Source organism: Falsiroseomonas stagni DSM 19981 (assembly GCF_900114315.1).
In the GTDB taxonomy this organism is placed as follows: Bacteria; Pseudomonadota; Alphaproteobacteria; order Acetobacterales; family Acetobacteraceae; genus Falsiroseomonas; species Falsiroseomonas stagni.
This window is the reverse complement of sequence record NZ_FOSQ01000002.1, coordinates 168,657-192,150: the sequence shown is the minus strand read 5'-3', so window position 1 is coordinate 192,150 and position 23,494 is coordinate 168,657. Positions and strand designations below refer to the sequence as shown.

General features: G+C 69.6%; 28 protein-coding genes and 1 tRNA gene. 17 read left to right on the top strand and 12 right to left on the bottom strand.

Translation table 11 applies throughout. The features are described 5' to 3' along the window. Positions 1-13 precede the first annotated feature (13 nt). Genes BM041_RS07730 through BM041_RS07720 form a run of 3 tightly spaced genes read left to right on the top strand, consistent with a single transcriptional unit; the run spans position 14 to position 5,000 of the window. The gene (locus BM041_RS07730; RefSeq protein ID WP_092958075.1) at positions 14-1,279 is read left to right on the top strand and encodes a Zn-dependent hydrolase; all 1,266 of its coding nucleotides are present in this window, start codon (positions 14-16) and stop codon (positions 1,277-1,279) included. Beyond that, positions 1,276-3,351 (top strand): hydantoinase/oxoprolinase family protein, encoded by a 2,076-nt coding sequence (locus BM041_RS07725; RefSeq protein ID WP_092958073.1) that lies wholly within the window; start codon positions 1,276-1,278, stop codon positions 3,349-3,351. The genes BM041_RS07730 and BM041_RS07725 overlap by 4 nt, the downstream gene beginning before the upstream one ends. Further along, positions 3,351-5,000, top strand: a complete 1,650-nt coding sequence (locus tag BM041_RS07720; protein ID WP_092958071.1) for a hydantoinase B/oxoprolinase family protein — start codon at positions 3,351-3,353, stop codon at positions 4,998-5,000. The genes BM041_RS07725 and BM041_RS07720 overlap by 1 nt, the downstream gene beginning before the upstream one ends. A gap of 48 nt (positions 5,001-5,048) precedes the next feature. Here BM041_RS07720 and andAd read toward each other — a convergent pair whose 3' ends face one another. From andAd to BM041_RS31770, 7 genes are all read right to left on the bottom strand, one after another. After that, positions 5,049-5,525, bottom strand: coding sequence for an anthranilate 1,2-dioxygenase small subunit AndAd (andAd, locus tag BM041_RS07715; protein ID WP_092958069.1), 477 nt, complete (start codon positions 5,523-5,525; stop codon positions 5,049-5,051). Next, the gene (andAc, locus tag BM041_RS07710; protein ID WP_245761971.1) at positions 5,522-6,775 is read right to left on the bottom strand and encodes an anthranilate 1,2-dioxygenase large subunit AndAc; all 1,254 of its coding nucleotides are present in this window, start codon (positions 6,773-6,775) and stop codon (positions 5,522-5,524) included. Before andAc ends, andAd begins: the two co-directional genes overlap by 4 nt. A 5-nt stretch (positions 6,776-6,780) precedes the next feature. After that, positions 6,781-8,001 carry an ABC transporter substrate-binding protein gene (locus BM041_RS07705; protein ID WP_092958065.1) on the bottom strand — a complete coding sequence of 407 codons (1,221 nt, stop codon included), beginning with the start codon at positions 7,999-8,001 and terminating at the stop codon, positions 6,781-6,783. A gap of 80 nt (positions 8,002-8,081) precedes the next feature. Beyond that, on the bottom strand, positions 8,082-8,228 hold the full coding sequence (locus BM041_RS30490; RefSeq protein WP_175533807.1) for a hypothetical protein: 147 nt from the start codon (positions 8,226-8,228) through the stop codon (positions 8,082-8,084). Positions 8,229-8,238: 10 nt separating this feature from the next. Next, the gene (locus tag BM041_RS07700; protein WP_092958063.1) at positions 8,239-8,874 is read right to left on the bottom strand and encodes a hypothetical protein; all 636 of its coding nucleotides are present in this window, start codon (positions 8,872-8,874) and stop codon (positions 8,239-8,241) included. Next, entirely contained in the window at positions 8,871-9,419 is a 549-nt protein-coding gene (locus BM041_RS07695) for a hypothetical protein (RefSeq protein ID WP_175533806.1), read from the bottom strand. Before BM041_RS07695 ends, BM041_RS07700 begins: the two co-directional genes overlap by 4 nt. 58 nt (positions 9,420-9,477) lie before the next feature. Further along, entirely contained in the window at positions 9,478-9,612 is a 135-nt protein-coding gene (locus BM041_RS31770) for a hypothetical protein (protein WP_281244510.1), read from the bottom strand. Between the two features lie 722 nt (positions 9,613-10,334). On the opposite strand from BM041_RS31770, the gene BM041_RS30485 reads away from it, so the two are divergent. The 7 genes from BM041_RS30485 to BM041_RS07665 all read left to right on the top strand — a co-directional run bounded on the left by BM041_RS30485 (position 10,335) and on the right by BM041_RS07665 (position 14,333). Then, positions 10,335-10,589 (top strand): hypothetical protein, encoded by a 255-nt coding sequence (locus BM041_RS30485; RefSeq protein WP_175533805.1) that lies wholly within the window; start codon positions 10,335-10,337, stop codon positions 10,587-10,589. After that, on the top strand, positions 10,586-10,900 hold the full coding sequence (locus BM041_RS30480) for a type II toxin-antitoxin system RelE/ParE family toxin (RefSeq protein WP_175533804.1): 315 nt from the start codon (positions 10,586-10,588) through the stop codon (positions 10,898-10,900). The genes BM041_RS30485 and BM041_RS30480 overlap by 4 nt, the downstream gene beginning before the upstream one ends. Before the next feature lie 17 nt (positions 10,901-10,917). Further along, complete coding sequence (locus tag BM041_RS07685; RefSeq protein ID WP_092958057.1) at positions 10,918-12,384, top strand: N-acyl-D-amino-acid deacylase family protein; 1,467 nt, start codon at positions 10,918-10,920, stop codon at positions 12,382-12,384. Next, complete coding sequence (locus tag BM041_RS07680) at positions 12,344-12,853, top strand: hypothetical protein (protein ID WP_092958055.1); 510 nt, start codon at positions 12,344-12,346, stop codon at positions 12,851-12,853. Before BM041_RS07685 ends, BM041_RS07680 begins: the two co-directional genes overlap by 41 nt. Before the next feature lie 68 nt (positions 12,854-12,921). Further along, the gene (locus BM041_RS07675; protein ID WP_092958053.1) at positions 12,922-13,524 is read left to right on the top strand and encodes a LysE family translocator; all 603 of its coding nucleotides are present in this window, start codon (positions 12,922-12,924) and stop codon (positions 13,522-13,524) included. Positions 13,525-13,594: 70 nt separating this feature from the next. Next, a complete protein-coding gene (locus tag BM041_RS07670) occupies positions 13,595-14,035 on the top strand; it encodes a Rap1a/Tai family immunity protein (RefSeq protein WP_092958051.1) in 441 nt (146 codons plus the stop codon). A 13-nt stretch (positions 14,036-14,048) separates the two neighbouring features. Next, a complete protein-coding gene (locus BM041_RS07665) occupies positions 14,049-14,333 on the top strand; it encodes a glycine zipper domain-containing protein (RefSeq protein ID WP_092958049.1) in 285 nt (94 codons plus the stop codon). Between the two features lie 11 nt (positions 14,334-14,344). Here BM041_RS07665 and BM041_RS07660 read toward each other — a convergent pair whose 3' ends face one another. Together BM041_RS07660 and BM041_RS07655 are read right to left on the bottom strand one after the other, a co-directional pair. Further along, positions 14,345-14,932, bottom strand: a complete 588-nt coding sequence (locus BM041_RS07660) for a thiamine pyrophosphate-dependent enzyme (protein ID WP_092958047.1) — start codon at positions 14,930-14,932, stop codon at positions 14,345-14,347. Further along, on the bottom strand, positions 14,929-15,456 hold the full coding sequence (locus BM041_RS07655; protein ID WP_092958045.1) for a thiamine pyrophosphate-binding protein: 528 nt from the start codon (positions 15,454-15,456) through the stop codon (positions 14,929-14,931). The genes BM041_RS07660 and BM041_RS07655 overlap by 4 nt, the downstream gene beginning before the upstream one ends. A 95-nt stretch (positions 15,457-15,551) precedes the next feature. Here BM041_RS07655 and BM041_RS07650 point away from each other — a divergent pair, with 95 nt between their 5' ends. From BM041_RS07650 to BM041_RS07640, 3 genes are all read left to right on the top strand, one after another. Further along, on the top strand, positions 15,552-16,496 hold the full coding sequence (locus BM041_RS07650) for a LysR family transcriptional regulator (RefSeq protein ID WP_175533802.1): 945 nt from the start codon (positions 15,552-15,554) through the stop codon (positions 16,494-16,496). A 76-nt stretch (positions 16,497-16,572) separates the two neighbouring features. Beyond that, positions 16,573-17,742 carry an acyl-CoA dehydrogenase family protein gene (locus BM041_RS07645; RefSeq protein ID WP_092958041.1) on the top strand — a complete coding sequence of 390 codons (1,170 nt, stop codon included), beginning with the start codon at positions 16,573-16,575 and terminating at the stop codon, positions 17,740-17,742. Then, entirely contained in the window at positions 17,742-17,975 is a 234-nt protein-coding gene (locus BM041_RS07640; RefSeq protein ID WP_092958040.1) for a hypothetical protein, read from the top strand. The genes BM041_RS07645 and BM041_RS07640 overlap by 1 nt, the downstream gene beginning before the upstream one ends. Here BM041_RS07640 and BM041_RS07635 read toward each other — a convergent pair. Continuing rightward, a complete protein-coding gene (locus BM041_RS07635; protein WP_092958038.1) occupies positions 17,947-18,387 on the bottom strand; it encodes a hypothetical protein in 441 nt (146 codons plus the stop codon). The genes BM041_RS07640 and BM041_RS07635 overlap by 29 nt on opposite strands. A 71-nt stretch (positions 18,388-18,458) precedes the next feature. Between BM041_RS07635 and BM041_RS07630 the strand changes: the two genes are divergently transcribed. Beyond that, on the top strand, positions 18,459-19,604 hold the full coding sequence (locus tag BM041_RS07630; RefSeq protein WP_281244508.1) for a CaiB/BaiF CoA transferase family protein: 1,146 nt from the start codon (positions 18,459-18,461) through the stop codon (positions 19,602-19,604). A gap of 352 nt (positions 19,605-19,956) precedes the next feature. On the opposite strand, the gene BM041_RS07625 is transcribed toward BM041_RS07630, so the two are convergent. Continuing rightward, positions 19,957-20,832 carry an N-formylglutamate amidohydrolase gene (locus tag BM041_RS07625; RefSeq protein ID WP_092958977.1) on the bottom strand — a complete coding sequence of 292 codons (876 nt, stop codon included), beginning with the start codon at positions 20,830-20,832 and terminating at the stop codon, positions 19,957-19,959. A gap of 36 nt (positions 20,833-20,868) precedes the next feature. Continuing rightward, positions 20,869-21,705 (bottom strand): GGDEF domain-containing protein, encoded by an 837-nt coding sequence (locus BM041_RS07620; RefSeq protein WP_139225990.1) that lies wholly within the window; start codon positions 21,703-21,705, stop codon positions 20,869-20,871. An 85-nt stretch (positions 21,706-21,790) separates the two neighbouring features. Here BM041_RS07620 and BM041_RS07615 point away from each other — a divergent pair. The 3 genes from BM041_RS07615 to BM041_RS07605 all read left to right on the top strand — a co-directional run bounded on the left by BM041_RS07615 (position 21,791) and on the right by BM041_RS07605 (position 23,493). Further along, positions 21,791-21,865 (top strand) — tRNA-Val (locus BM041_RS07615). An 87-nt stretch (positions 21,866-21,952) separates the two neighbouring features. Continuing rightward, positions 21,953-22,954, top strand: coding sequence for a TRAP transporter substrate-binding protein DctP (gene dctP / locus BM041_RS07610; protein ID WP_092958034.1), 1,002 nt, complete (start codon positions 21,953-21,955; stop codon positions 22,952-22,954). Continuing rightward, positions 22,951-23,493 carry a TRAP transporter small permease gene (locus BM041_RS07605; protein WP_092958032.1) on the top strand — a complete coding sequence of 181 codons (543 nt, stop codon included), beginning with the start codon at positions 22,951-22,953 and terminating at the stop codon, positions 23,491-23,493. Before dctP ends, BM041_RS07605 begins: the two co-directional genes overlap by 4 nt. Position 23,494 lies beyond the last annotated feature (1 nt).

Sequence of the window (23,494 nt, the reverse complement as noted above, 5' to 3'; positions counted from 1 at the left end):
GGAGGTTTCGCCGATGCTGCCGAACCTGACGCCCGATGTGGCGCTGGCCTCGACGTTGTTCGATGAACTGCGGGAGGCGACCTTCGACGGCATCGGCATCACCCGCGATGCCTATGGGGAGGGCGAGCGCCGCGCGCACGCCATCGTCCGCGCGGCGGCGGAGGCGATCGGGCTGGAATGCCGGGCCGATCCCGTCGGCAATCTGCTGATGACGCTGCCTGGGGCTGATCGCGCGGCGAAGCGCATCGTGCTGGGCAGTCACCTCGACAGTGTTGCCAATGGCGGGAACTTCGACGGCGCGGCCGGGGTGCTGACGGGACTCGCCGCGGTGTCGGGGATGAAGCGCGCGGGCTTCGTGCCGGCGCGGGACATCACCGTGCTGGCGGTACGGGCGGAGGAGGCGGGGAGCTGGTTCCCGATCTCCTACCCCGGATCGCGCGGCGCGCTCGGCCTGCTGAAGGCCGAGGAGCTGCAGGTGAAGCGGCAGGACAATGGCCGGAGCCTGGCCGACCATATGCGCGCCGAGGGCTTCGACCCGGGCTTCGTGGAAGCGGGCGGGAAGACGTTCTCGGCTGACGACACCGCGGCCTTCCTCGAATTGCATATCGAGCAGGGGCCGGTGCTGGAGGGGGAGGGCGTGCCCGTCGGCATCGTCACCGGCATCCCCGGTTCCCGCCGGCTGCGCGCCGCGCGGGTGCTGGGCGAATACAACCATTCCGGCGCCACACCCCGGAAATACCGGCGCGATGCGGCGATCGCGCTGGCGGAACTCGCCTTCCGCTGCGACGAGCGCTGGGTGGAGCTGGAGGCGCAGGGCCACCGGCTGGTGGTGACCTTCTGCGTGATGGGCACGACGGCCGAGGCGGGCTTCACCAAGATCGCGGGCGAGGCGCAATTCCAGCTCGATGTCCGCAGCGTCAATCCGCACAGCGTCGATGCGCTGATGGAAACGCTGTACGAGGCGGTGCCGGAAATCGAGGCGCGCCGCGGCGTGAAGTTCGAGCTGGGGCGGGAGACGACGAGCCGCGCGGCGCCGATGGATGCGGGCATCCAGGCGGGGCTGATCCGCGCGGCGGATGAGCTTGGGGTGAAGCACCTCAGCATGGCGAGCGGCGCGGGGCATGACGCGGCGGCGTTTGCGATGGCGGGCATCCCCGCCGCGATGATCTTCGTGCGCAACCAGCACGGCAGCCACAATCCCAAGGAAGCGATGCGGATGGACGATTTTGCCAGTGCCTGCGCGGTGGTGCAGCGTTGGGTTGCGGGGGCGGCGCAGTGAGCGCACGCCTCGCAGTCGATATCGGCGGCACCTTCACCGACGTCGCGATCGAACGCGACGGCGAGCGCTGGACCGGCAAGGTGTTGACCACGCCGCACGCGCCGGAACTCGGCGTGCTGGAAGGCGTGCGCGTGGTCATGGCGCGCGCGGCGATGACGCCGGCGGACATCGTGCTGGTCATCCACGGCACGACGCTCGCGACGAACGCGATCATCGAGCGCAAGGGCGCGAAGACGGCGCTGCTGACGACGGAGGGGTTCCGCGACGTCCTCGCGCTGGGGAATGAGAGCCGTTACGACCAGTACGACCTCAACATCGACCTGCCGCAGCCGCTGGTGCCGCGGCGCTGGCGCCTGACGGTGCCGGAGCGGCTGGACAATGAAGGCAAGGTCCTGCTGCCGCTGGATGAGAAGGCCGTGGCCGACCAGGTCGCCTTCATGAAGGCGGAGGGGATCGAGAGCCTGGCGATCGGCTTCCTGCATGCCTTCGTGAACCCCGCGCATGAACAGCGCGCGGCGGCGATCGTCAGGGGGCTGTGGCCGGAACTGAACATCTCCCTGTCCAGCGAAGTGTCGCCGGAGATGCGGGAGTGGGAGCGGTTCTCCACCACCGCCGCCAACGCCTATGTCCAGCCGCTGATGGCCAGCTACCTGAAGCGGCTGGAGACCGGGCTGCGCGGTGGTGGCTTCACCTGCCCGCTGTTCCTCATGCTGTCGGGTGGTGGCTTGACCACGCTGGATACGGCGGCGCGGTTTCCGATCCGGCTGGTGGAAAGCGGGCCGGCGGGGGGCGCGATCTTCTCGGCGCATGTCGCGAAGCAGCGCGGCTGGGGGAAGGTGCTGTCCTTCGACATGGGCGGCACCACGGCGAAGGTGTGTTTGATCGACGACTACGCGCCGCAGGCGTCCCGCAGCTTCGAGGTCGCGCGCGTCGGGCGATTCAAGAAGGGATCGGGGTTGCCGCTGCGCATCCCGGTGATCGAGATGGTGGAGATCGGCGCGGGTGGTGGCTCCATCGCGCATTGCGATGCGCTGGGGCGCATCCAGGTGGGGCCGGAAAGCGCCGGCGCCGATCCGGGGCCGGCCTGCTACGGGCGCGGCGGCAGGCACCCCGCGGTGACGGATGCGAACCTCTCGCTCGGGCGGTACGAGCCCGACCTGTTTGCGGGCGGTGCGCTGAAACTGCATGTGCAGCCGGCGCTGGATGCGCTGGGCCGCGATGTGGGGAAGAGGCTGGGCCTGCCGCCGGAGATGGCGGGGCTCGGCGTGGTGGAGATGGTGGACGAGAACATGGCCAATGCGGCCCGCGTCCACGCCATCGAAAGCGGGAAATCCTATGGCGGGCGCGCGATCATCGCGTTTGGCGGCGGCGGGCCCGTGCATGGCTATCGCGTGGCGGAGAAGATCGGCGTGAACCGGATGCTGGTGCCGTCTGGCGCTGGTGTCGGCTCCGCCATCGGCTTCCTGCGCGCGCCGGTGGGGTATGAGGTGGTGAAGTCGCTCTACCAGCGTTTTCGTTCCTTCGATGTCGGCGCCGTCAACGCGCTGCTGGGTGCGATGTCGGATGAGGCGCGGCGCGTGGTGGCGGAAGGGGCCTTCGGCGCGCCGATGGCGGAGCATCGGCTCGCCTTCATGCGCTATGTCGGGCAGGGGCATGAGATCAGCGTCGTGCTGCCGTCCCGCGCGCTGACGGCCGAGGACATCCCGGTGATCCGCGCGGCCTATGACGCCGAATACACGCGCTTCTATGACCGGCCGGTGCCGGGCAGCGACGTGGAAATTCTGGCCTTCGCCGTGACGGTGGCGACGGTGCCGGAGGAGGTGCTGCCGGTGGCCGATGTGGCGGATGCGCCGGCGCCGGCGGCCCTACGCGTGCAGCAGGTGCGGGATACCGCGACGGGGGAGGTCGCGACCTGGCAGGTCTATGACCGGCCGGCGATGCCGCCGGGCTGCACCGTGCCGGGGCCGTGCATCGTGGCGGAGGCGGAGACGAGCACGCTGGTGGGGCCGGGGTGGCGCTGCCGGGTGGATGGGCTGGGGTATCTGGAACTGACCCGCGGGGAGGCTGCGTGATGAACGCTCTCGAGAAGATCCAGCGCCAGATCCAGTGGAACCGCCTGGTCGCGGTGGTGGAGGAGCAGGCGCAGATCATGATCCGCACGGCCTTCTCCACCACGGTGCGGGAAGCCGGCGATCTTTCCGCCGGCATCTTCGATCTGCAGGGGCGGATGCTGGCGCAGGCGGTCACGGGCACGCCGGGGCATGTGAATTCCATGATGGAATCCGTGGGGCATTTCCTCGCGAAATTCCCGGCGGCCTCGATGAAGCCGGGCGATCACTACATCACCAATGATCCCTGGCTCGGCACGGGCCATTTGCATGACCTGACGGTGGTGACGCCGGCGTTCCGCAACGGCGCGATCGTCGGGCTGTTTGCCAATACCGCGCATGTCATCGATGTCGGCGGGCTCGGCATGGGGCCGGATGGCAGGAGCGTCTTCGAGGAAGGGCTCTACATCCCGATCGTGAAGTGCTTCGACCAGGGCCAGCCCAACGAGACCTTCTTCGATTTCGTCCGGATGGGCAGCCGCACGCCGGTGGAACTGGAAGGCGACATCTATTCGCTGTGCGCCTGCAACGACGCGGGCGCGAAGCGGCTGGTCGAGATGATGGACGAGTACGGGATGGAGAGCATCGATCCCCTCGCCAGCTACATCTTCGACGCATCCCTGACCGCGACACTGGATGAAATCCGGAAACTGCCGAAGGGGACCTATCGCGGCACGATCAAATCCGATGGCTATGAGGCGGAAGTCACGCTGAAGGCCGCGATGACGATCAAGGATGACGAGATCGTCGTGGATTACGCGGGGACGTCGGGCCTGTCGGGGCGTGGCATCAATGTCCCCGCGGCCTATTGCCGCGCCTATGCCTGCTTCGGGATCAAATGCGTGGTGGCGCCGGAGATCCCCAACAACTGGGCGAGCCTGGCGCCCTTCCGGATGGAGATTCCGGAGGGCTGCATCCTGAATGCGCCGCGGCCCTATCCCGTCTCCGTCCGTCACGTGGTGGGGCAGTTGCTGCCGGACCTCATGATGGGATGCCTGCACCAGGCGGTGCCGGATCGCGTCAATGCGGAAGGGTCGTCGGCGCTGTGGAACCCGCCGCTGCGGGGCGGCGCGCAGGTCAGCGGCGCCGCGGCGGAACTGCCGGATTTCGAGATCATCACCTTCAATTCCGGCGGCACCGGCGCGCGCCCGACGAAGGACGGGCTGGATGGCACGGCCTTCCCCAGCGGCGTGCGCACCATGCCGGTGGAGGCGACGGAGAATGTCGCGCCCGTGATCTTCTGGCAGAACCAGATCCGCGCGGATTCCGCCGGCGCCGGCCGCACGCGCGGCGGCTTCGGCAAGATCATGGAGATCGGCGCGAAGGGGGAGGCGGAATTCGCCGTCAACGCCATCTTCGACCGGGTCGCCAATGCGCCGAAGGGGCGGGATGGCGGGGGTGATGGCGCCTCCGGCTGGGTCGGCTTCACCGATGGCACGACGATCCGCACCAAGGGCTACCAGGTGGTGCCGAAGGGCAAGCGGCTGCTGCTGAAGCTGCCGGGCGGCGGCGGCATGGGCGATGCGAAGGACCGCGACCGCGCGCTGGTTGAGCGTGACGTGGCGGATGGGCTGGTGAGCCCGGCGCAGGCGAAGGCGCTCTACGGGGCGTGATGCCGCCCCGTCGCCCCGCGCGCCATCGCGCGCGGGGCGGTGCTGCGGTCAGATGGGGTAGGCCAGCAGCGTCTGCACCCTGGCCGTATCGTAGATCACACGCTTGCGGCTGAACCGCCAGCCATCAGGCGTTCGCACCGCGGTGCTGGCATAGCTGCCGGCCTGGTAGATGGCGGAACTGCCTTCCTGGGACGTGTTCACCACCACGTAGTTGGCGCGGAAGCTGGCCTCCGTCTCCGTCGATCCCGTCACGACCAGGGCGGAGACCAGGTGGCGATAGGCCGGCTTCTCGTAGATGTTGGCGTGGCGCAGGCTGGCGACGCGGTCGCGCAGCATGGCGGCGTTGTCGCAGCGGATCAGCGGCGCGGGCAGGCCGAGTTCCTCATTCTCCCGCGGGATGATCTCGTAGAGGCAGTCATTCGTGAAGAAGGCTGCCCAATCCTCCAGCCGGTCATCGTCGATGGCGGCGATGTAGCGGTCGAGCAGGTCCTGCATCTCGAGCCGCAGCAGAAGCGCGGGGCTCATGCGATGTCCCTTTCCGGGATGGTCTCGTAGCCCATCATGTCGCGGTAGCCACGCCAGAAGCGGCGGACCAGGCCCTCGCTCACCATGCTGTCGAGGTCGTTCGCCGCGCCGCGCGCCATGTCGAGCACGGAATGGGAGTCGCCCCCGCCGGTGACGGCGCGCTGGACGAGTTCCGTGGCCTCCGTGTCCTCCATGGAGATGTAGCCGGCGGGGCCGACCAGATTGGCCTGCTTGATGCGCAGCGCGCGAAGCTCCGGCGTATCGTCCTCATAGCCGAAGAAGTGGAAGACGAGTTCGAAGCGGTCATGCGCCTTGGCGATGACCTGGCGCGCGACCAGGGTGTTGTGGATCTGCTGGATGACGAGCTGCGGGAAGATCGGCTGGATGTGGTTCGTGCTCAGCTCGTCATATTCGCGGATCATGCCGAGCACGCTGTCGTCTTCCAGGCGGAAGCCTTCGTCGTAGGACCGGATCGCCTGCTGCTTGTAGGCGCCGGCATTCTCCTCCTCGTTCTTCACCACCAGCAGGGCGCTGTGCAGGCCGGTGCTGTCCGTCACCGTGCTGACCTTCATGCCGACGCGGAGGATGTTGAAGGTGGTGTGGAACAGATGCAGCAGGGAGGCGTGGTAGGGGTCCTTCACATTCTCCAGGTAGAGCTTCCAGTTGCTGTTCGAATACTGCCGCGTGCAGCCGAGATAGACGATGGGCTTGCTGAAGATGCGATCGACATAGGGGCGCATCTGCGGGCCGAGGTAGCTCGCCACATCGCCGATGCTGCCATCGAAGGTGGCGAAGACCAGGCCGCGATAGCTCTCCACGCGGAGCTGTCGCAGGCTGTGGTTCTTCGGGTCGAAATCGGCGGGCATGCCCGCCATCTCCTTCATCCCGCGCCGGAAGGGCACGCCCTGGAGGTCGCCCTTCGCCGTGTAGTTCCACTGGTGGTAGACGCAGGTGTGGTTCAGCGCATTGCCGCGCCGCAGCCGGCAGACCGCCGCACCACGATGCGCGCAGCGATTGACCCAGGCGGCGAGGGTGCCGTCCTCCGCCCGTGTCATCACCACGGGCGTGTCGCCGATATAGGTGCTCTTGAAGTCGCCGGGTCGGGGGATCTCGGCTTCCAGGCCGAGGAAATTCCAGGTGGGGCCACGGAAGATGCGTTCCTGTTCCCGCGCATAGACCTCCGGCGAGGTGAAGACGGAATAGGGAATGCGGGAGGCGTCGGCGCGGGGGAAGACGGGGGCCTGGTCCATCGCGCTCAGCCCGCCGGCATGCGGCATTCCGCCGCGAAGGGATCGACCGCATTCTCGAACACCTTGCGGACATGTTCGGTCTGCAGGCGGCCATCGGCGCGGCGGCCGACGCGGGCCAGCCAGAAATCCTGCACCGGGAAGTTGTTCGACCCGAAGCGGAAGGGGCCGCGGACGCTGCGGAAATCCGCGGCCCGGATGGCGGCGCGCAGCGCGCCCTTGTCGGCCAGGTTGCCGCCGGTGCGGCGCACGGCGCTGTCCAGCAGCATGGCCGTGTCGTAGGCGTGGGCGGCGTAGCTGGCGGGGACGTAGTTGAACGTCGTCAGGAAGTCGCCGACGAAGCGCGTGTTCTGTTCGTTCGGCAGCGTCGGCGTCCAGGTCGTGCCGGTGAAGAGGCCGAGCGCGGCGTCGCCCTGCGCGGGCAGAACCGCTTCGTCCACGGTGAAGGCGGAGAGCACGGGGATGGTGATGCCGGCCTGGCGGTACTGGCGGACGAACTGCACGCCGAGGCCGCCGGGCATGAAGGTGTAGATGGCATCCGGCCGCCGTGACGCGATCTGTGCCAGCTCCGCCGAGAAATCGGTGATGGTGAGGGGGACGTAGGTCTCGTCCATCACCTCACCCCGGAAGGTGGATTTGAACCCCGCGGCGGCGTCGCGGCCGGCCTGGTAGTTCGGCGTGATGATCATGACGCGGCGGATCGGGCGGACGGTGCCCGCGACCTCGATCCCGTCATTCGCCGCGGCGCCCAGCACGGCGTGGTTCTGGTCGTTGACGTAGGAGGTGGCGAAGAAGAAGGGGTTGCAGCCGCGCCCCGCGATGGGGGAGGGGCCGGCATTCGGGCTCAGCAGGAAGGTCTGGGTTTCCGTGACCGGGCGGATGATGGCGGCGAGGATGTTGGAGAAGAGGGTGCCGACGATGAAGTCGCAGCGATCCCTCTCCAGCGCCGCGCGGACCTTGGTGACGGCGGCATCGGGGCGGAGTTCGTCATCGATGACCAGCACCTCCGCGGGCCTGCCACCGATGCGGTTGTCCAGGTGGCGCATGCCCAGCAGGAAGCCGTCGCGCAGATGGGTGCCGGGCGCGGCCTGCGGGCCCGTCAGCACCGTGACCAGGCCGATCTTCACTGGCGCGGCCTGGGCGCGGGCGAGGCCCGGCAAAGCGAGGGTGCCGGCGGTGGCGGTGAGCCAGGCGCGGCGGGTGACGGGCGGGAAGACGGAACGCTGCATCGGTCGAAGCCCCCTGTTGCTTTCCCGCAAATAGAGAACAACCGGAAGCCCGATGCAACCGGGTGGCGAGCGGGGATCGCTCAGGCGGTGAGCGCCATGGGCGCGTAGTGGCGCAGCATGTCGGTGTTGTGGCTGTGGCCGTTGATGCGGTCCATCGTGGCGGCATGGTCGGCGATGTCGCGGTGCATCGCGGCGGGGTCGGGGAGGGCGGAGGGGCTTGTCGTCATGCAGGCGGGCTCAATAGTCGATCGTCACGGGAGCGTAGTAGCGCAGCAGGTCGGTGTTGTGGCTGTGGCCGTTGATGCGGTCCATCTCCGCGGCGTGGGCGGTGATGTCGCGGTGCATCGCGGCGGGGTCGGGCACGGCGGCGCGGAGAAAATCGGGCGGGCCGGCGAGGATGACGATTTGCTCGCCATCGCCGAAGAGGGCGAAGCCGCGATCCGGGGGCAGCATCAGGGTCTCCATCCCCTTGTGGCACATCCAGAGGCTTCGCAGGCCGATGATGCTGGGCGGGACGTGCCAGACGATGCTCGGGGCGGGGTTGGGGCCGGCGATGATGATGCCGGCCACGCCATCCTTCGCCCGGCCGCGGACAGCGTCTGCGAGGCGCGTGTCGTCCTCGTCGCCGCGGTCCCGGAATCCTGTTTCCATGAAGCCGGCGATGACCGACCAGCCGCGGGTGCGGATCGCCGGCAGGGACAGCCGGGTAGCAGGGGCGCCCCAGGCGGCGGTGTAGATATCGATAAAGGTCATGGCCTCGGTGAATGCTTGGCGCATGACGTCGTCATTGCCGTGCGGGACGATGCCGCGGCGGGCCAGGTCCTCGGCGGGCCAGAAATCGGGAAGGGCGCTGGGGCCGCCGCGGGGTGTCATGGCGAAGGATCGAACACCAACCCGGCGTAGTGATCGAGCATTTCCGCGTAAGCCACGGCAGCGCCGGGGCCGACCTCCCGCGCCAGCGCCTCCCTCAGCGTCCTGGCGCGGCCATCGAGCGCGGCGGCCAGCAGGGCGGGCGGCGCGGCGATGGTCCTGATGTCTTCGCCGTCGGTCAGCATCGAGACCGCCCCGTCAGGCGACCAGGCGAGGGCCGGTTCGCGATGATCGGCCGTGAAGGCATCGTAGAGCGCGACGTCGGCCGGGAAGTGCCAGACCGCCGTTGGCGCCGCCCCCGGCGCGACGGCGGTGCCGAGCAGCGTCGTGACACCGGCAGCGCGCAGCGCCGCGAAGAGGCGGTCGAGGTCGGCCGGGTCGGCGCCGTCACAGGACAGGAAGGCGATCTGCATGCCACCCTGGCGCAGGAAGTCGCGGTTGAAGCCCTGGTGGCCTGAGGAGGGGAGGGAAGCGAGAAGGCGGCGCGCGGCCGCCGCCTGGTCGCGTTCGGTGGCGGGTGGAAGGCGCTCGAAGCCCGGGCGGGCCATGGCAAGGTTGAGGCCGCTGGATGCGAGGGATGGGAGCGGGGATACCATCATGCGACTCCTATCGGTGGCCATACTGCAACTTGAACCGCAGCGCCGGACTTGCCGCCGGATCGTGTATCTCGATGCGCATGCCGTTTGCGCGGCTCTCTCGCATGATCGCGATGCGTCCGTCGGGCAGGCGGCGGATCGACATGCTTTCACCGATTGAGTTCGATCTCTGCTCTACGCTTCCTTCGAGTGCGTCCCAATCGGCGCGCCACTGGGCTTCTCCGCCAGGACGGTCATACACGCGCGCGCTGGTTGACCGCGAAGCACCGGATCGAAGCGTCTCGGGTGTCGTGTATGGCCGTGGTGGCGGCGTTGTTGCAGGAGCCGCCGGCGCAGGTCGCGGACCGCCGCCACCGCCTCCGCCGGGACCCATCGGGCCGCCGCCCTCCGAGTGTTTGGGAAACATGTCGTCGCGGGGGCGGCGCGCGGTGGGCGTCGCGTCGTCCTCCCCGCCCACGCCGGGCTTGTGGGATCGCCAATGGCCGGAGACGTCCTCCTTCCGGCCGTCGCGCATGCGCGAATAGGGCTCGACCCATACAGAGCCTGCCTTGCTCGCATTGCCCTCGCCATAGAGGGCCTGGAAGCCCCGGGTGACCCAGTCGACATCATTGTCCGTCTGGGAGTGCCGGCGGGTTGCTCATGAAGCGCCGAAGGTCGCCTTCATCGATCTGGAGTCGCTCGATCATGGGCCTCCTTCCATAGGCCAGGACAATATTCCGGCATGCCTCCCGAATGGCAGGACCAAGAACGAACTGTCTTTCTCGTCCCGCGACATGGGAGCGGACGCAGGCCACCCCGTCTCCTGCTTCCGGCGACGCCCCCCGCGCGTGCTAGTATCCTCCCGCGCAAGCCAAGGAGGGCGCCGGGGTGAGGATCGAGATCGGTGATCGCTTCAAGGGCGTGATCGCGGCTGCGGTGGAATCCGGCCCCTACACCTCGCCCGAGGATGTGGTGCCCAAGGGTGTTGTGACAGGGGCGCTCGGGCTATTCGCGGCCGACCAGCCCAGACACCAGGCGCTGCGGGACTCGATCGCGGAGGCGCTGGCCGATCCGCGACGACTATTGCCGGAGGAAGTCGACCGGGCGCTGGACGCCCCGCTACGCGCCGAAGGCCGCGAGTGATTGCGCCGCGCGCTCTTCACGCCGGCGGCGCTGCGGGACCTGCTGGATCTGCGCCAGTACCTCACGCGGGCGACGGGGGCAGGCTTGATCAGGCGAGAGACTTCACCAGTCGGCTGCGCCAGCGCGGTGATGAGATCGCCAGCCTGTCCGGGACGCTCGGACGCGTGCGTGCAGACCTTGGCAAGGATATCCGGTCCCTGGCTTGGCGGGACTACGTGATTCTGTTTCGCTACGCCGGGGAGGAAGTGGAGGTCATCCGGATCATCCATGGCCAGCGCGTCCTTCCCGCCCTTCTCGACGCCGATCCCTGACGCCTAGGAACAATCCCATGGCCCTCCGCTGCGACCTCATCATCCGCGATGCCACGCTGTTCGACGGCACGGGCGCGCCGCGGCGCGTGGGCGATATCGGGGTGAAGGGGGACCGGATCGCGGCGATGGGCGACCTCGGCGGCGCCTCCGGGGACCGGGAGATCATCGCGACGGGCAAGGCCGTGGCGCCGGGCTTCATCGATGCCCACACGCATGACGACCGCGCCGTGCTGATGGGCCACCAGGCCACCACCTGCAAGACCAGCCAGGGCGTCACCACGGTGGTCTGCGGCTGCTGCGGTGTCTCCCTCGCCCCCGCGCGGTTCAAGACGGCGCCGCCGCCGCCGCTCGACCTGATCGGGGCGGAGGGCTGGTGGCGCTTCGGCGATTTCGGGGACTACGCCCACGCCATCAACTCCAAGGGGTCGGAGGTGAATGTCTACGCGCTGGTCGGCAACCAGACGCTGCGCGTGGAGGCGATGGAGGGCGATGTGATGCGCCCGGCCAATGAGCGGGAGATCAACCACATGCATGCCCGCGTGAAGCAGGCCATGCAGGAAGGCGCCTCCGGCTTCTCCACCGGCCTCTACTACGACCCCAACAAGCATGCGACGACCGAGGAAGTCATCGCGATCACCGAGGCGCTGAAGCCCTATGACGGGCTCTATTCCACGCATATGCGCGATGAGGCCGATCGCGTCCTGGCCTCGATCGAGGAGACGATGCGGATCGGCAAGAAGGCCGGCGTCGCGGTGCAGATCAGCCATCACAAATGCTCGCTGCCAGAGAATTACGGGCGCTCCGTGCAGACGCTGCCGCTGATCGAGGCCTATTCGCGCACGCAGGAAGTGGCCTACGACGTCTATCCCTATCCCGCCGGTTCCACCGTGCTGATGCCGGACCGGCTGCGGGACGACGTGCCGGTGATGATCACCTGGTCGGTGCCGCACCCGGAGATGGCGGGGAAGTACCTGGCGGACATCGCCCGCGGCTGGAACACGGATATCCGCGCCGCCGCGCAGAAGCTGACGCCGGCCGGGCAGATCAGCTTCCAGATGGATGAGGATGATGTGCAGCGCATCATGGCGCATCCGCTGTCCATGATCGGCAGCGACGGCATCCCGCATGACGCGCATCCGCACCCCCGGCTCTGGGGCACCTTCCCCCGCGTGCTTGGCCACTACGCGCGCGGCCTGAACCTGTTCAGCATGGAAACCGCCATCCACAAGATGACCGGCCGCTGCGCGGAGGCCTATGGCATCGTGGATCGCGGCGTGCTGCGGGAAGGCGCCTATGCCGATCTGGTGCTGTTCGACCCCGCGACGGTGATCGATGCCGCGACCTTCGACACGCCGATGGTGCCCTCCATCGGCATCGAGGAGGTCTGGGCCAATGGCGTCGCGACCTTCCGGCACGGCGTGGGCGACAAGGGCGGCGCGACGGGTGCCCGGCCCGGGCGCCTGGTCACACGGCACCGGGCCTGATCCGCTGGCCCGTTTCCTCCCTGCCTGGCTGCCCCTGAAGCGGCGCGTCGCCAATGACGACACGCCGGCGCCGGAGGGGAAGCAGCATACCGGCCGCAACGCCCTCATCATGGTGGCGCTGATGCTGGGTGGGCTGCTGGTGGCGTCCCAGGTGTTCCGGGGCGGCTGGACGGCGGGGCCGACGGAGATGGAGCGCTATGTGCGGTCCGGCCCGCGGATCGGCGCGCAGGAGCTGGAGCGGGATCTGCGCGCCGCGCATCCCCCGGGCAGCGAGATCGGGCCGCTGTTCGGCCGGCTGTCCCGGTTCGGCTTCACCTGCGGGGCGCCGCCCGTGGCGGGGGCGGCGGTGGAATGCCGCTACCGCGCGCGGCGGGACGACAACCGCCTGATCTCCGTCACGCTGGATGTGGCGCATGACGGGGTGCGGGTGCAGGCGATCGCGGCTCGGATGGCGGTCACCAACCCCTGACGCAAACGCAGGGCTGCCATATGGGTCAGTCATATTGACCTTTATCCCCTGACCGGCAGGCTGGGCGCATGACGGAATGGCTCCCCCTGCTGGGCTTCGCGATCGCCACCTCGGTCACGCCGGGGCCCAATGTGCTGATGGTGGCGGCCGGCGCGGCCAGCCATGGGGTGCGGGGCGTCGTGCCGCACATGCTGGGCATCACCGGCGGCTTCGGCGCGATGCTGCTGCTGGTGGGGCTCGGCCTGGCCGGGCCGCTCGCGGCCAGCGTCTGGCTGCATGAGGCGATGCGGTGGGCCGGTGCGGCCTGGCTTCTGTGGCTGGCCTGGAAGATCGCCTCCGCGCCGGTATCGGACCGAAAGGGGGCGGGTGAGGGGCCCCGGCGCCCGCCCATGGGGTTCCGGAGCGCGGCGCTGTTCCAATGGGTGAACCCCAAGGCCTGGATGATCGCGGCCGCGGTGACGCCCGCCTTCACCCGGGCGGGGGAGCCGCTGCTGCCGCAGGTCGTCGCCATCTCCGCCGCCTTCATCGCCGTATCCCTGCCATGCCTGCTGGTCTGGGCGGGGATCGGCGCGGGGGCGGGGCGGTTGCTGCGCAGCCCCGGGCGGTTGCGCGCCTTCAACATCCTGATGGCGCTGCTGCTGGTGGCGAGCCTGGTGCCGATGCTGCGCTGACGCGGGGAACCGTTTCCCATCGCGCGCGTTCCTTGCGCGGCCGAACTTGTCGGCCACAGGGGGGCACGCCATGCGGCAGACGACGATACCCATTGCACTCGCGCTATGCCTGGCGGCGGGGGCGGCCGCCGCCCAGCCTGCGGCCACCCGGCAGCAGGAAGACCTGATCGACCATGTCGCCACCGTCTCCGACCTCGCGGCGGTGTGCCAGCCGAGCTGGGGCGGCGTGCCGCGGCTGGAGGCGATCGCCTATTGCCAGGGGTTCCTGACCGCGGCCGGCCAGTACCACACGCTGCTGCACCCCGCTTCCAGCCCGATGCGGCCGCTGTTCTGCGTCCCGACGCCGGGGCCGACCGTCGCGGAATCCGGCATCGCCTTCAGCAACTGGGCGCGCGCCAATCCGCAATACGCGCGGGAGCCGGCGCTGGATGGGATGCTGCGCTGGGCGCAGGCGACCTTCCCCTGCCCGCAACCCACGCCCCCGGCCCGCGCCCCGCGCGCGGCCCGCTGAGCAGGACGCCATCATGAAGAAGGCAAAGCTTGGCATCCTGCTCGCGGCCGGCCTCGGCCTTTCCGCCTGCGGTGACCTCAACCCGACGCAGCAGCGCACGGCGACGGGTGCGCTCGGCGGCGGTGCCGTCGGCGGGATCCTCGGCAGCTTCAGCGGCAATGCGGGGCTGGGCGCGCTGCTCGGCGCCGGCGTCGGCGGGGCGGGCGGTTACCTCTATGACCAGTCGCAGCAGTCGCGGCAGCCCTACTACGATAATCGCGGTCGCGGCCGCGGGCGGGACCGCGACCGCTACCGGTAGGACCGGCGCCGTCAGGCCGGGCTGAAGCCCAGCGCCTGGCGGAAGCGGTTCTTCACATGGACCGCGTCCCGGGGCGGCAAAGCGCGGGGCAGATTCTCCGCCGCGATCTTCACCACGGCCAGGTTCAGCCCGGCCATGGCGTGGATGCGGCGGCGGAGCGGCTCGACGCCCTGGCGCTCCGTCACCAGATCCACCGTCGGGAAGCCGCAGGCTTCCGCCACGCGGGTGAACTCGATGCCCTGGCCCGTATGGCTGGGCTGCATCCCCGTCTCCCCGAAATGGCCGTTGTCGAGGATGACGAGGGAAAGGTTCGGCGGGCGTCGCAGCGCGATGGTCGCCAGCGCGCCGAAGCCCATCAGCGCCTCCCCATCCCCCGTGATGACCACGACCGGGCGCGTCGGCTGCGCGGTCGCCAGGCCGAGCCCCACCGTCATCGCACTGCCCATCGCGGCCCAGAGGTAGTAGTTCAGATCGTGGTCGCCGGCGGCCATCACATCGTAGCTCGGCGAACCGAGGCCGCTGACGACCATCAACCCGCCGCGGTCCCGCAGCAGATCGGCGACGACCGCGCGGCGGTCGAGGTTTCCACTCATCGTCATTGCACCCACGCCTTCTCACCGATCAGTCGCTGGCCGAGCAGGACGGCGCAGGCGCCATCACCCTCGAAGGCCATCGTCGCGGCGCCCTTCAGCAGGGGCGCGACATCGGCCGCATGGTCGGCGCGCCAGGTCATGACTCCCATGAGCTTGAGCGCGGCCTCCGTCGCCTGGCCCATCGGGTTCTGGTGCTGGTTGAACTCCGCCCAGTCCCCGCGCATCGTCACCACCGTCAGGAAGGGGAAGCGCGCCATCGCGACCAGCCCCAGCGTGTTGATGCAATTGCCGACGCCGGAGGATTGCATCAGCAGCGCGCCCCTTTCGCCGCCCAGCCAGGCGCCGGCGAGGTAGCCGATGCCTTCCTCTTCCGTCGTCAGCACCACGGCGTTGATGTCGGGATCCGCTTCCGCCAGACGCAGCGCCGTGGCGTGGCCGGCATCCGGGACATAGGCGATGTGCTTGACGCCGGCGGCCTTCAGCACGTCGAAGACCTGTCGTCGCCAATCCGGGGTGTCGTGCGGGGTCATGGTGTTCCTCCTCGGTCCAGCGGGATGATGGCGCGGGCAGGGGCATAGCGGGACTATAAGGTTGTGCATTGAGCTATGCCGTGATGGGATGGGTCATGGACCTCCGGCAGCTCAATACCTTCGTGCAGGTGGCGGAACTCGGCAGCCTGAGCCGGGCCAGCGACCGGCTGCGCATCGCCCAGCCCGCGCTCAGCCGGCAGATCCGGCTGCTGGAGGAGGAGCTGCGCGTGCCCCTCTTCACCCGCCATGGCCGCGGCATGGTGCTGACCGCCGCGGGGGAACGGCTGCGCACGCGGGCGGCCTCCATCCTGCGCGACGTGGAGGAGACGCGGGCGGGGCTGATGGAGGAAGCCGGCGCGGTGCGCGGCCGCGTCATCTTCGGCATGCCGCCGACGGTCGGCGCCGTGGTCGCGAACCGCCTGGTGGAACGCTTCCTGACCGCGCATCCCGAGGTGAAGCTGCGCGTCGTGCAGGCCTTCAGCGGCTACCTGCTGGAATGGCTGCAGGGCGGCGAGGTCGATATCGCCGTGGTCTATGCGGGCGCGCGGGCGGCCGGCGTCCGGGCCTCACCCTTGCTGGTGGAGACGCTGTGCTTCGTCACCGCCAGCGGCCAGGTGCCATCCCCGCATCATGGCATCGGCTTCGCGGCGGTGGCGGCGCATCGCCTGATCCTGCCGGGGCCCCAGCATGGCCTGCGGCTGCTGGTGGAGGCGGAGGCGGAGCGCCGGGGCCTGTCGCTGGAGGTGGCGGTGGAGGCCGATGACCTGACGGTGCTGAAGGGCCTGGTGCTGCGGGGGCTCGGCGCCACCATCCTGCCCCGCGCCGCGGTGCATGAGGAGGTGGAAGCGGGCCGCCTGCACGCCGCCCCCATCATCGACCCGCATCTGTCCCGCAAGCTGGTGGTGGCGGAACCGCTGGGCCGCCAGCCCGGCAACGCGGTGCGCCGCTTCGCGGAGATGCTGCGGGAGGAGGTGAGCGCCATGGTGGAAAGCGGCGTCTGGGACGGGCAGCTGATTGCCGCCGATACAAAGCCGGCATAGGTGATCGGCCACGATTGTAGTATCCGCGCCGCACCGCCCACGCCAGATTGCCGCGAATCTCCCCGAGGAAACCGCCATGGACATGCATCACCCCGCGACCGATCCCTATGCCGAGATCCGGGCCGAGGTCCGCAAGCTCTGCGCGCGCTTTCCCGGCGAATACTGGCGCGAGTTGGATGCGCGGCGCGGCTATCCGACGGAGTTCGTGAACGCGCTGACGGAAAGCGGCTACCTGGCCGCGCTGATCCCCGAGGAATTCGGCGGCGCCGGGCTGAAGCTGTCCGGTGCTGCCGCGATCCTGGAGGAGATCCACGCCAGCGGCAGCAATGGCGCGGCCTGCCATGCGCAGATGTACATCATGGGCACCATCCTCAAGCATGGCAGCCCGGCGCAGAAGGCGCAGTACCTGCCTGGCATCGCGGATGGATCGCTGCGGCTCCAGGCCTTCGGCGTGACGGAGCCGACGAGCGGCACGGACACCACCGCGCTGCGCACGACGGCGAAGCGCGAGGGCGACAAGTGGATCGTCAACGGCCAGAAGATCTGGACCAGCCGGGCGGAGCATTCCGATTTGATGCTGCTGCTCGCACGCACCACGCCGAAGGACCAGGTGGCGAAGAAGACCGATGGGCTGTCCACCTTCATCGTCGACATGCGCAAGGCGCTGGGCAACGGCCTGACCATCCGCCCCATCCGCACGATGATGAACCACAATTCCTGCGAGGTCTTCTTCGACAACATGGAAGTCCCCGCCGAGAACCTGGTCGGCGTGGAGGGCAAGGGTTTTCGCCAGATCCTCGACGGCATGAATGCGGAACGGCTGCTGATCGCCAGCGAATGCGTCGGCGATGCGCGCTGGTTCACGGAGCGCAGCGTGGCCTATGCCAAGGAACGCGTGCTGTTCGGCCGCCCCATCGGGCAGAACCAGGGCGTGCAGTTCCCGATCGCCAAGGCGTACGCGCAGATGCGTGCGGCGGAGGCCATCGTGAAGCAGGGGCTGGAGAAGTTCGAGCGCGGCGAGAACTGCGGGGAGGAGGCGAATATGGGCAAGATGCTCGCCGCCGATGCCGCCTGGGCTGCCGCCGAGGCCTGCGTGCAGACCCATGGGGGCTTCGGTTTCGCCGAGGAATACGACATCGAGCGCAAGTTCCGCGAGACGCGGCTCTACCAGGTGGCGCCGATCAGCACGAACCTCGTGCTGAGCTATATCGGCGAGCATGTGCTGGGGATGCCGCGGAGCTATTGATGGGGTGGCGGCCCGCCCTGGCGCTGTTCTGGCGCGGAATCCAGGTGGCCCTCTATGTCGCCCAGATCATGCTGTGCGCCTGGGTGGCCTTGGTCGCGGGGCGAGCCGTGCTGGTCAGGCCGCTCAGCCTGGGCGATCAGGTGCTGTGGACCTGCGGCACCCTGTTCTGCGCCTTGGCGGCGTTCTGGTTCACGCGCCAGTTGCTCAGCCTGCTCGGCTTGCGGCGACGCTAGCCCTCTCCGGTGCCGGTGCGCCGCGGCCGGCCTCCATCTCCCGATGGTGGCGGATGAGGTCGGGGCCGCAGGACAGCTTCCGGGCCAGCGGCGTCTCCGGCCCGACCAGGCGCCAGAAGGGCGCGGGGTCCTCCGCCATCCGCTCCAGCGCCCGCTCCGCGACGATGCGCAGGAAGATGGCGGTGGAGGTGGGGCAGGTGGCGTCGGCGCGGTGTTCGCGCGCGAGGTCTGCGCGTAGCGCAGCGATGTCCTGCGTCGTGCCGGCGGGGATGGCGCGGATGCGCGCCTCCAGCAGCGCCGGCGTCGCGATGAACAGGCGCTGTCCGGCGCGGAGGCCGGCGAAGGGTTTTTCGAGCACGGCGACATGGGCGGGCTTGGCGCCGTGGTATTTCTGATCCCAGCTCTTCGGCATGGACGCATCCCGATGCATCGTGTCGGCGCGCAATTGGTGGCTGCGGGACGATCGCGGCAAGGGGGGATGGCTTGATCGATCTTGCGCAACAGGCGGGGAAGCCGCTGGCTGGGCTGCTCGTGGTGGCCATGGAACAGGCCGTCGCCGCGCCGACCTGTTCGGTGAAGCTCGCCGATGCCGGCGCGCGGGTCATCAAGATCGAACGCGCGGATGGCGACTTCGCCCGGGGCTATGACCAGGCGGCGGCGGGGCAATCCAGCTACTTCGTCTGGCTGAACCGGGGGAAGGAGAGCCTGGCCCTCGACATCAAGAACCCCGAGGACAAGGCGCTTCTCGGGCGGCTGCTCGCGAAGGCGGATGTCTTCATCCAGAACCTGGCGCCGGGCGCCATGGCGCGGGCGGGGTTCGGCAGCGCCGCGCTGCGCGAACAGCACCCGCGGCTGATCACCGTCGACATCTCCGGCTACGGGGAGGAAGGCGAGTATGCCGCGATGAAGGCCTATGACCTGCTGGTGCAGGCGGAGTCCGGGCTGGCCGCCATCACCGGCCATCCGGCGGGGCCGGGGCGGGTTGGCGTGTCCGTCGTCGACATCGCCTGCGGGATGAATGCCCATGCGGCGGTGCTGGAGGCGCTGATCGAGCGCGGCATCACCGGCCGCGGCAAGGGCATCGCCGTCTCGCTCTTCGACGGCATGGCGGATTGGATGAATGTCCCCCTGCTGTATTTCGAGGGCACGGGCCGCGCGCCGGCGCGGGTCGGGCTGGCGCACCCCTCCATCTGCCCCTACGGCGCCTTCGCGTGTTCCGACGGCGCGCTGGTGCTGATCTCCATCCAGAACGAACGCGAATGGATCGGCCTCTGCGCGGGGTTCATAGGCGATGCGGCGATCGCCACGCGGCCGGGCTGGGGCAGCAACAATGACCGGGTCGCGAACCGCGCGGCGGTGGATGCGGAGGTCGCGCGGCACTTCGCCGTGCTGACCCGGGCGGAGGCGGCGGCCCGGCTGAACGCGGCGGGCATTGCCTATGGCTTCGTGAACGGGGTGGCGGAGCTGGCGGCGCATCCGGCGCTGCGGCGGCTCGCGGTGGAGACTCCGGCGGGGGTCGTCTCCATGGCCGCGCCGGCGGCGCGATTCGCGGATGGCGCGCGCGTATACGGCCGGGTTCCCGCGCTGGATGAGCACGGGGCGGCGATCCGGGCGGAATTCGCGGCCTGAGCGCTGCACCGCGAGGAGGCAAAGCTTGCCACGAATGCTCCCTTTCGGATGATTGCTTGGGCGTTCGTTAAGCGCCGGGCGCAGATCGTTAACGTTTTCATGCGCGCGGTGCATGGCTGGGCTGCGGGGGCAAAAAGACCTTGCGGCGAGGGGAGGCCATCCCTATTTTGTGCATCGCAGCAACAAGGCACCGCCGGGTTGTCTGTCTTTCTTGGACGTTTCCTCCCTAAACTCGGCGGTCCCTCACGGGACCGCCCTTTTTTTTGCCCGGCGGGGCGGGGAAACAATCAAGGGGTTACGGGGCGCGGTTGACGCGCTGCCAGCAGAGGCCGGAAGCCCCCGGCCATCGACCTCAGCGCAGAAACGTCCAGTCCGTCCCGGCCAGCACGCTGACCAGGCGCTTCAGGTCCCGCGTCAGCGGCCCCATGCCCGGCGCGCGCTCCACCCGCGTCTCATTCATGTAGAGGCTGCGGGCGATCTCGATCTGCAGGGCGTGCACGGCTTCCCGCGGGCGCCCGTAGTGGCGGGTGACGTAGCCGCCGGCATAGGGGTCGTTCCGGCGCACCCGGTAGCCCATGCCGGCCAGCGTCTCCTCCACCAGCCGGGTCGCCCGGGGGGCGCAGGCGGTGCCATGCGCGTCGCCCAGGACGAAATCGGCGGGGTTGCCGCCATGGGCGGGGTGCGCGGGCATCGAATGGCAGTCGATCAGCAGGCAGACGCCGAAGGCCGATCGCGTATCGGCGATCAATTCGCCCAGCGCCGCGTGATAGGGCTGCCAGCAGCGGCGGATGCGGTCCTCGGCCTCCGCGAAGGGCAGCTTGTGGCGGTAGACGGGCTCGCCGCTCGCGACCACGCGGGCGATGGTGCCAAGGCCGGCGCCCACGCGGGGGCTGGCGCTGTTCACCCAGGCGGGCAGGGGGCCGTCGAACATCGTGGGGTCGAGTTCCCAGGGCTCCCGGTTCGCGTCGCAATAGACTCGCGGGAAGGTGGCGGTCAGCAGCGGCGCGCCATAGCCGGGCACGGCGGCGAACAGCTCATCGACGAAGCTGTCCTCGCTGCGGCGCAGCGCCGTCGCGTCCAGCCGCGCCCGGGCGAGGAAATCCGCGCTGTAGTTCGTGCCGCTATGCGGGGAGGCGAAGACCAGGGGCACGGTCTGCCTCTCCGGCCGCGCGACGCGGTAGGGCGGGGTGTCCGCGGCTTGTGCCTCGGTGTTGAGGGGGAGGTCCATGAAGGCCCCGATCAAGCCACAGCGCGACCCCTGCTGTCACCCCGCCTGCGACACTTCGACGCGGTCGCGCCCCTTCTCCTTCGCCACATAGAGCGCGGTGTCGGCGGCGGCGAGGGCGGCCTTCAGGGTTTCAGCCACCTCCCCGGCGCCCAGCGCGACGACGCCGATGGACATGGTCGTCACCACGTCGCCGCCGGCGGGATGCGGGACTTCCGCGCGAACGGCCTGGCGCAGGCGCTCCGCCAGGGTGACGGCCTCCTCCACCGTGGTGGCGGGCAGCAGGGCGGCGAATTCCTCGCCCCCCAGCCGGCCCAGCACATCCCCGGCCCGGAGCTGCCCCGCCATGGCGCGGGCGGCGCCGGCCAGCACCACATCGCCGGCCGCATGGCCCCAGCCATCATTGATCCGCTTGAAGCGGTCGAGGTCGAAGGCCAGCAGCGCCAGGGGCTGGCCGCGGCGGCGGCAGGCGGCGATGGCGGCATGGGCCTGCGCCTCGAACCCCCGGCGATTGGCGAGGCCCGTCAGCGGGTCCGTCACCGACAGCGCCGCGAGCCTGGCCAGCGCCGCGTCGCGCTGCGCCATCACCTGCATCACCCGCAGCGACAACAGCGGCACGGCGAGGTCGAAGGCCACCCACAGCCAGGCATTGAGGCCGATCGGCGCGGTCGGGGCCTGCACGACATTGGTCCAGCTGTCTTGCACCGCCTCCGCCACGCCGATGCCGAGCACGAGGGCGATGAGGCCCAGCACCGGCTCCGGCGTTCCCTGGCGCGACGCGGCGGCCAGGCGCCACAGCGCCAGCACCGCGGCCAGGCCGCAAAGCCCGCCCATCAGCAGCCGCGCGAGGAGGAACAGGATGTTGTCGGTGGTCATGCTGTCCACGCGCCTGCGCAGTGCCGTTTTGGGGGGCTTGTCTCCCCCCGGGATGGGCGCTAATCAGCGGGCCTTCCCGGCGGTGGGGCGCTTAGCTCAGCGGGAGAGCACTACCTTGACACGGTAGGGGTCACAGGTTCAATCCCTGTAGCGCCCACCACCATCCCCCGCGCATCCATCCCTGACGTTGACCGGCGGCGCCTGCTGTCGCAAACCTCGCCCGCCAGATCGGGGAGAGAACAACGCCATGCGCCGCCGCCACCTGCTCGCCGCCTCCGCTGCCGTCATCGCCGCGCCGGGCATCGCCCGCGCCCAGGCCGCGGTGACGATGCGCCTGTCCCACCAATTCCCGCCCGCGCACCACAATGCGCGCGTCATCGCCTCCTTCGCGGAGGATGTCGCCGCGCGGTCCAACGGCCAGGTGGCGGTGCAGGTCTTCCCGGCGGAACAGCTCGCCCGCGCCGGCGAGAATTTCCCGGGCGTCGCCCGCGGATCCTTCGAGGCCGCGGCCGCGGTGAATTTCCAGTGGGGCACGACCCTGCCGGAGATGAACGCGATGACCGTGCCCTACTTCTTCACGGATTTCCCGCGCATCCAGCGCTTCGTCGGCAGCGACGCGGCCAGGTTCCTGGAGACGGCGCTGGAACGCCGCGCGGTGAAGAACCTGATGTGGCTCTACACCACCCGCCAGAGCATCTTCACCAGTGGCCGGCGGCCGATCGTGAACCTGGAGGATTTCCGGGGCCTCAAGATCCGCGGGCTGAATTCGCTGACGGACAATGCGCTGACGGCCGTTGGCGCGGCGCCGTCCTCCATGCCCGGGCCGGAAGTGCCGCAGGCGCTGCAATCCGGCGTGCTGGATGCGGGGCTGACGGACCTTTCCGCCGCCGTGTCGCGCCGCTTCTACGAAGTGCAGCGCTTCGGCACCGTCACGCCCTACTTCGCCGTCATCAGCCATGTCTACGTCAACCCGCGCTGGTACAACGGGCTGCGCGCCGAGCACCGCGCGGCGATCGATGCCGCGGCGCGCAAGGCGGAGATCGACCAGCTGCGCGTGACGGAGGAGACGGCCGCCGCGGCGGTGGCCGAACTCCGCGCCAAGGGCATGACGATCCATGAGCAGACGCCGCAGGAACTCGCGACGTGGCGGGCCGCCATGCAGCAGCCCGTGATCGACGCCTTCCTGCGCATCGCGCCGGAAGGCGGGGCCCGCATCCTGGAACTGCTGCGCGGCATCCCGGCCGCGTGAGTTTCGTGCAGCGCCTGTCGGCCTTCCTCAGCCGAATCGCGGTCGCCATCGGATCGATGGCGACCGTCACCTGCCTGTTCCTCGTCGGCTACTCCGTGGTGATGCGCTACGCCTTCGGCGCGCCGCAGCCCTGGGTGGACAAGGTGGCGGGCTGGCTGGTGCTGGGGCTGGTGATGCTGGCGGCGCCGGAGGCACAGCGGTGCTTCGAGCATATCGGCGTCGATGTCGCGGTCTCCAGGCTCGGCCCGAAACTGGCGCGGGCCGCGCACCTCATCGGCACGCTGAGTGTCGCGGCGGTGGCGGCGGTGCTGGTCCATGCGGGCTGGGAAGCCATCGAGTTCAGCCTGATGGTCGGCATGATGACCGATATCGACGGCGTGCCGGAATGGTGGATCCAGCTTCTGCTGCCCATCGGCGCGGGGCTGATGCTGGTGGTGGCGCTGGTGCAGAGCCTGGTGCTGGCACTCGGCGGGCGGCCGGACCACCTGCCGACGGGCGACGAGGAATTGCCGCGCGACACGCTGGCGCGCGGGGAGTGAT

What these genes read in the sequence shown, in the direction of transcription:
- BM041_RS07695 (WP_175533806.1), bottom strand. Translation starts at nt 9,419, where the DNA reads ATGGCCCGCCCGGGCTTCGAGCGCCTTCCACCCGCCACCGAACGCGAC.
- BM041_RS07670 (WP_092958051.1), top strand. Translation starts at nt 13,595, where the DNA reads ATGCGGCAGACGACGATACCCATTGCACTCGCGCTATGCCTGGCGGCG.
- BM041_RS07655 (WP_092958045.1), bottom strand. Translation starts at nt 15,456, where the DNA reads ATGACCCCGCACGACACCCCGGATTGGCGACGACAGGTCTTCGACGTG.
- BM041_RS07730 (WP_092958075.1), top strand. Translation starts at nt 14, where the DNA reads ATGCTGCCGAACCTGACGCCCGATGTGGCGCTGGCCTCGACGTTGTTC.
- BM041_RS07650 (WP_175533802.1), top strand. Translation starts at nt 15,552, where the DNA reads ATGGACCTCCGGCAGCTCAATACCTTCGTGCAGGTGGCGGAACTCGGC.
- BM041_RS07625 (WP_092958977.1), bottom strand. Translation starts at nt 20,832, where the DNA reads ATGGACCTCCCCCTCAACACCGAGGCACAAGCCGCGGACACCCCGCCC.
- andAd (WP_092958069.1), bottom strand. Translation starts at nt 5,525, where the DNA reads ATGAGCCCCGCGCTTCTGCTGCGGCTCGAGATGCAGGACCTGCTCGAC.
- BM041_RS07660 (WP_092958047.1), bottom strand. Translation starts at nt 14,932, where the DNA reads ATGACGATGAGTGGAAACCTCGACCGCCGCGCGGTCGTCGCCGATCTG.
- BM041_RS07620 (WP_139225990.1), bottom strand. Translation starts at nt 21,705, where the DNA reads ATGACCACCGACAACATCCTGTTCCTCCTCGCGCGGCTGCTGATGGGC.
- BM041_RS07685 (WP_092958057.1), top strand. Translation starts at nt 10,918, where the DNA reads ATGGCCCTCCGCTGCGACCTCATCATCCGCGATGCCACGCTGTTCGAC.
- BM041_RS07720 (WP_092958071.1), top strand. Translation starts at nt 3,351, where the DNA reads ATGAACGCTCTCGAGAAGATCCAGCGCCAGATCCAGTGGAACCGCCTG.
- BM041_RS07700 (WP_092958063.1), bottom strand. Translation starts at nt 8,874, where the DNA reads ATGACACCCCGCGGCGGCCCCAGCGCCCTTCCCGATTTCTGGCCCGCC.
- BM041_RS31770 (WP_281244510.1), bottom strand. Translation starts at nt 9,612, where the DNA reads ATGTCGATCCGCCGCCTGCCCGACGGACGCATCGCGATCATGCGAGAG.
- BM041_RS07665 (WP_092958049.1), top strand. Translation starts at nt 14,049, where the DNA reads ATGAAGAAGGCAAAGCTTGGCATCCTGCTCGCGGCCGGCCTCGGCCTT.
- BM041_RS07675 (WP_092958053.1), top strand. Translation starts at nt 12,922, where the DNA reads ATGACGGAATGGCTCCCCCTGCTGGGCTTCGCGATCGCCACCTCGGTC.
- andAc (WP_245761971.1), bottom strand. Translation starts at nt 6,775, where the DNA reads ATGGACCAGGCCCCCGTCTTCCCCCGCGCCGACGCCTCCCGCATTCCC.
- BM041_RS07645 (WP_092958041.1), top strand. Translation starts at nt 16,573, where the DNA reads ATGGACATGCATCACCCCGCGACCGATCCCTATGCCGAGATCCGGGCC.
- dctP (WP_092958034.1), top strand. Translation starts at nt 21,953, where the DNA reads ATGCGCCGCCGCCACCTGCTCGCCGCCTCCGCTGCCGTCATCGCCGCG.
- BM041_RS07640 (WP_092958040.1), top strand. Translation starts at nt 17,742, where the DNA reads ATGGGGTGGCGGCCCGCCCTGGCGCTGTTCTGGCGCGGAATCCAGGTG.
- BM041_RS07635 (WP_092958038.1), bottom strand. Translation starts at nt 18,387, where the DNA reads ATGCCGAAGAGCTGGGATCAGAAATACCACGGCGCCAAGCCCGCCCAT.
- BM041_RS07705 (WP_092958065.1), bottom strand. Translation starts at nt 8,001, where the DNA reads ATGCAGCGTTCCGTCTTCCCGCCCGTCACCCGCCGCGCCTGGCTCACC.
- BM041_RS30490 (WP_175533807.1), bottom strand. Translation starts at nt 8,228, where the DNA reads ATGACGACAAGCCCCTCCGCCCTCCCCGACCCCGCCGCGATGCACCGC.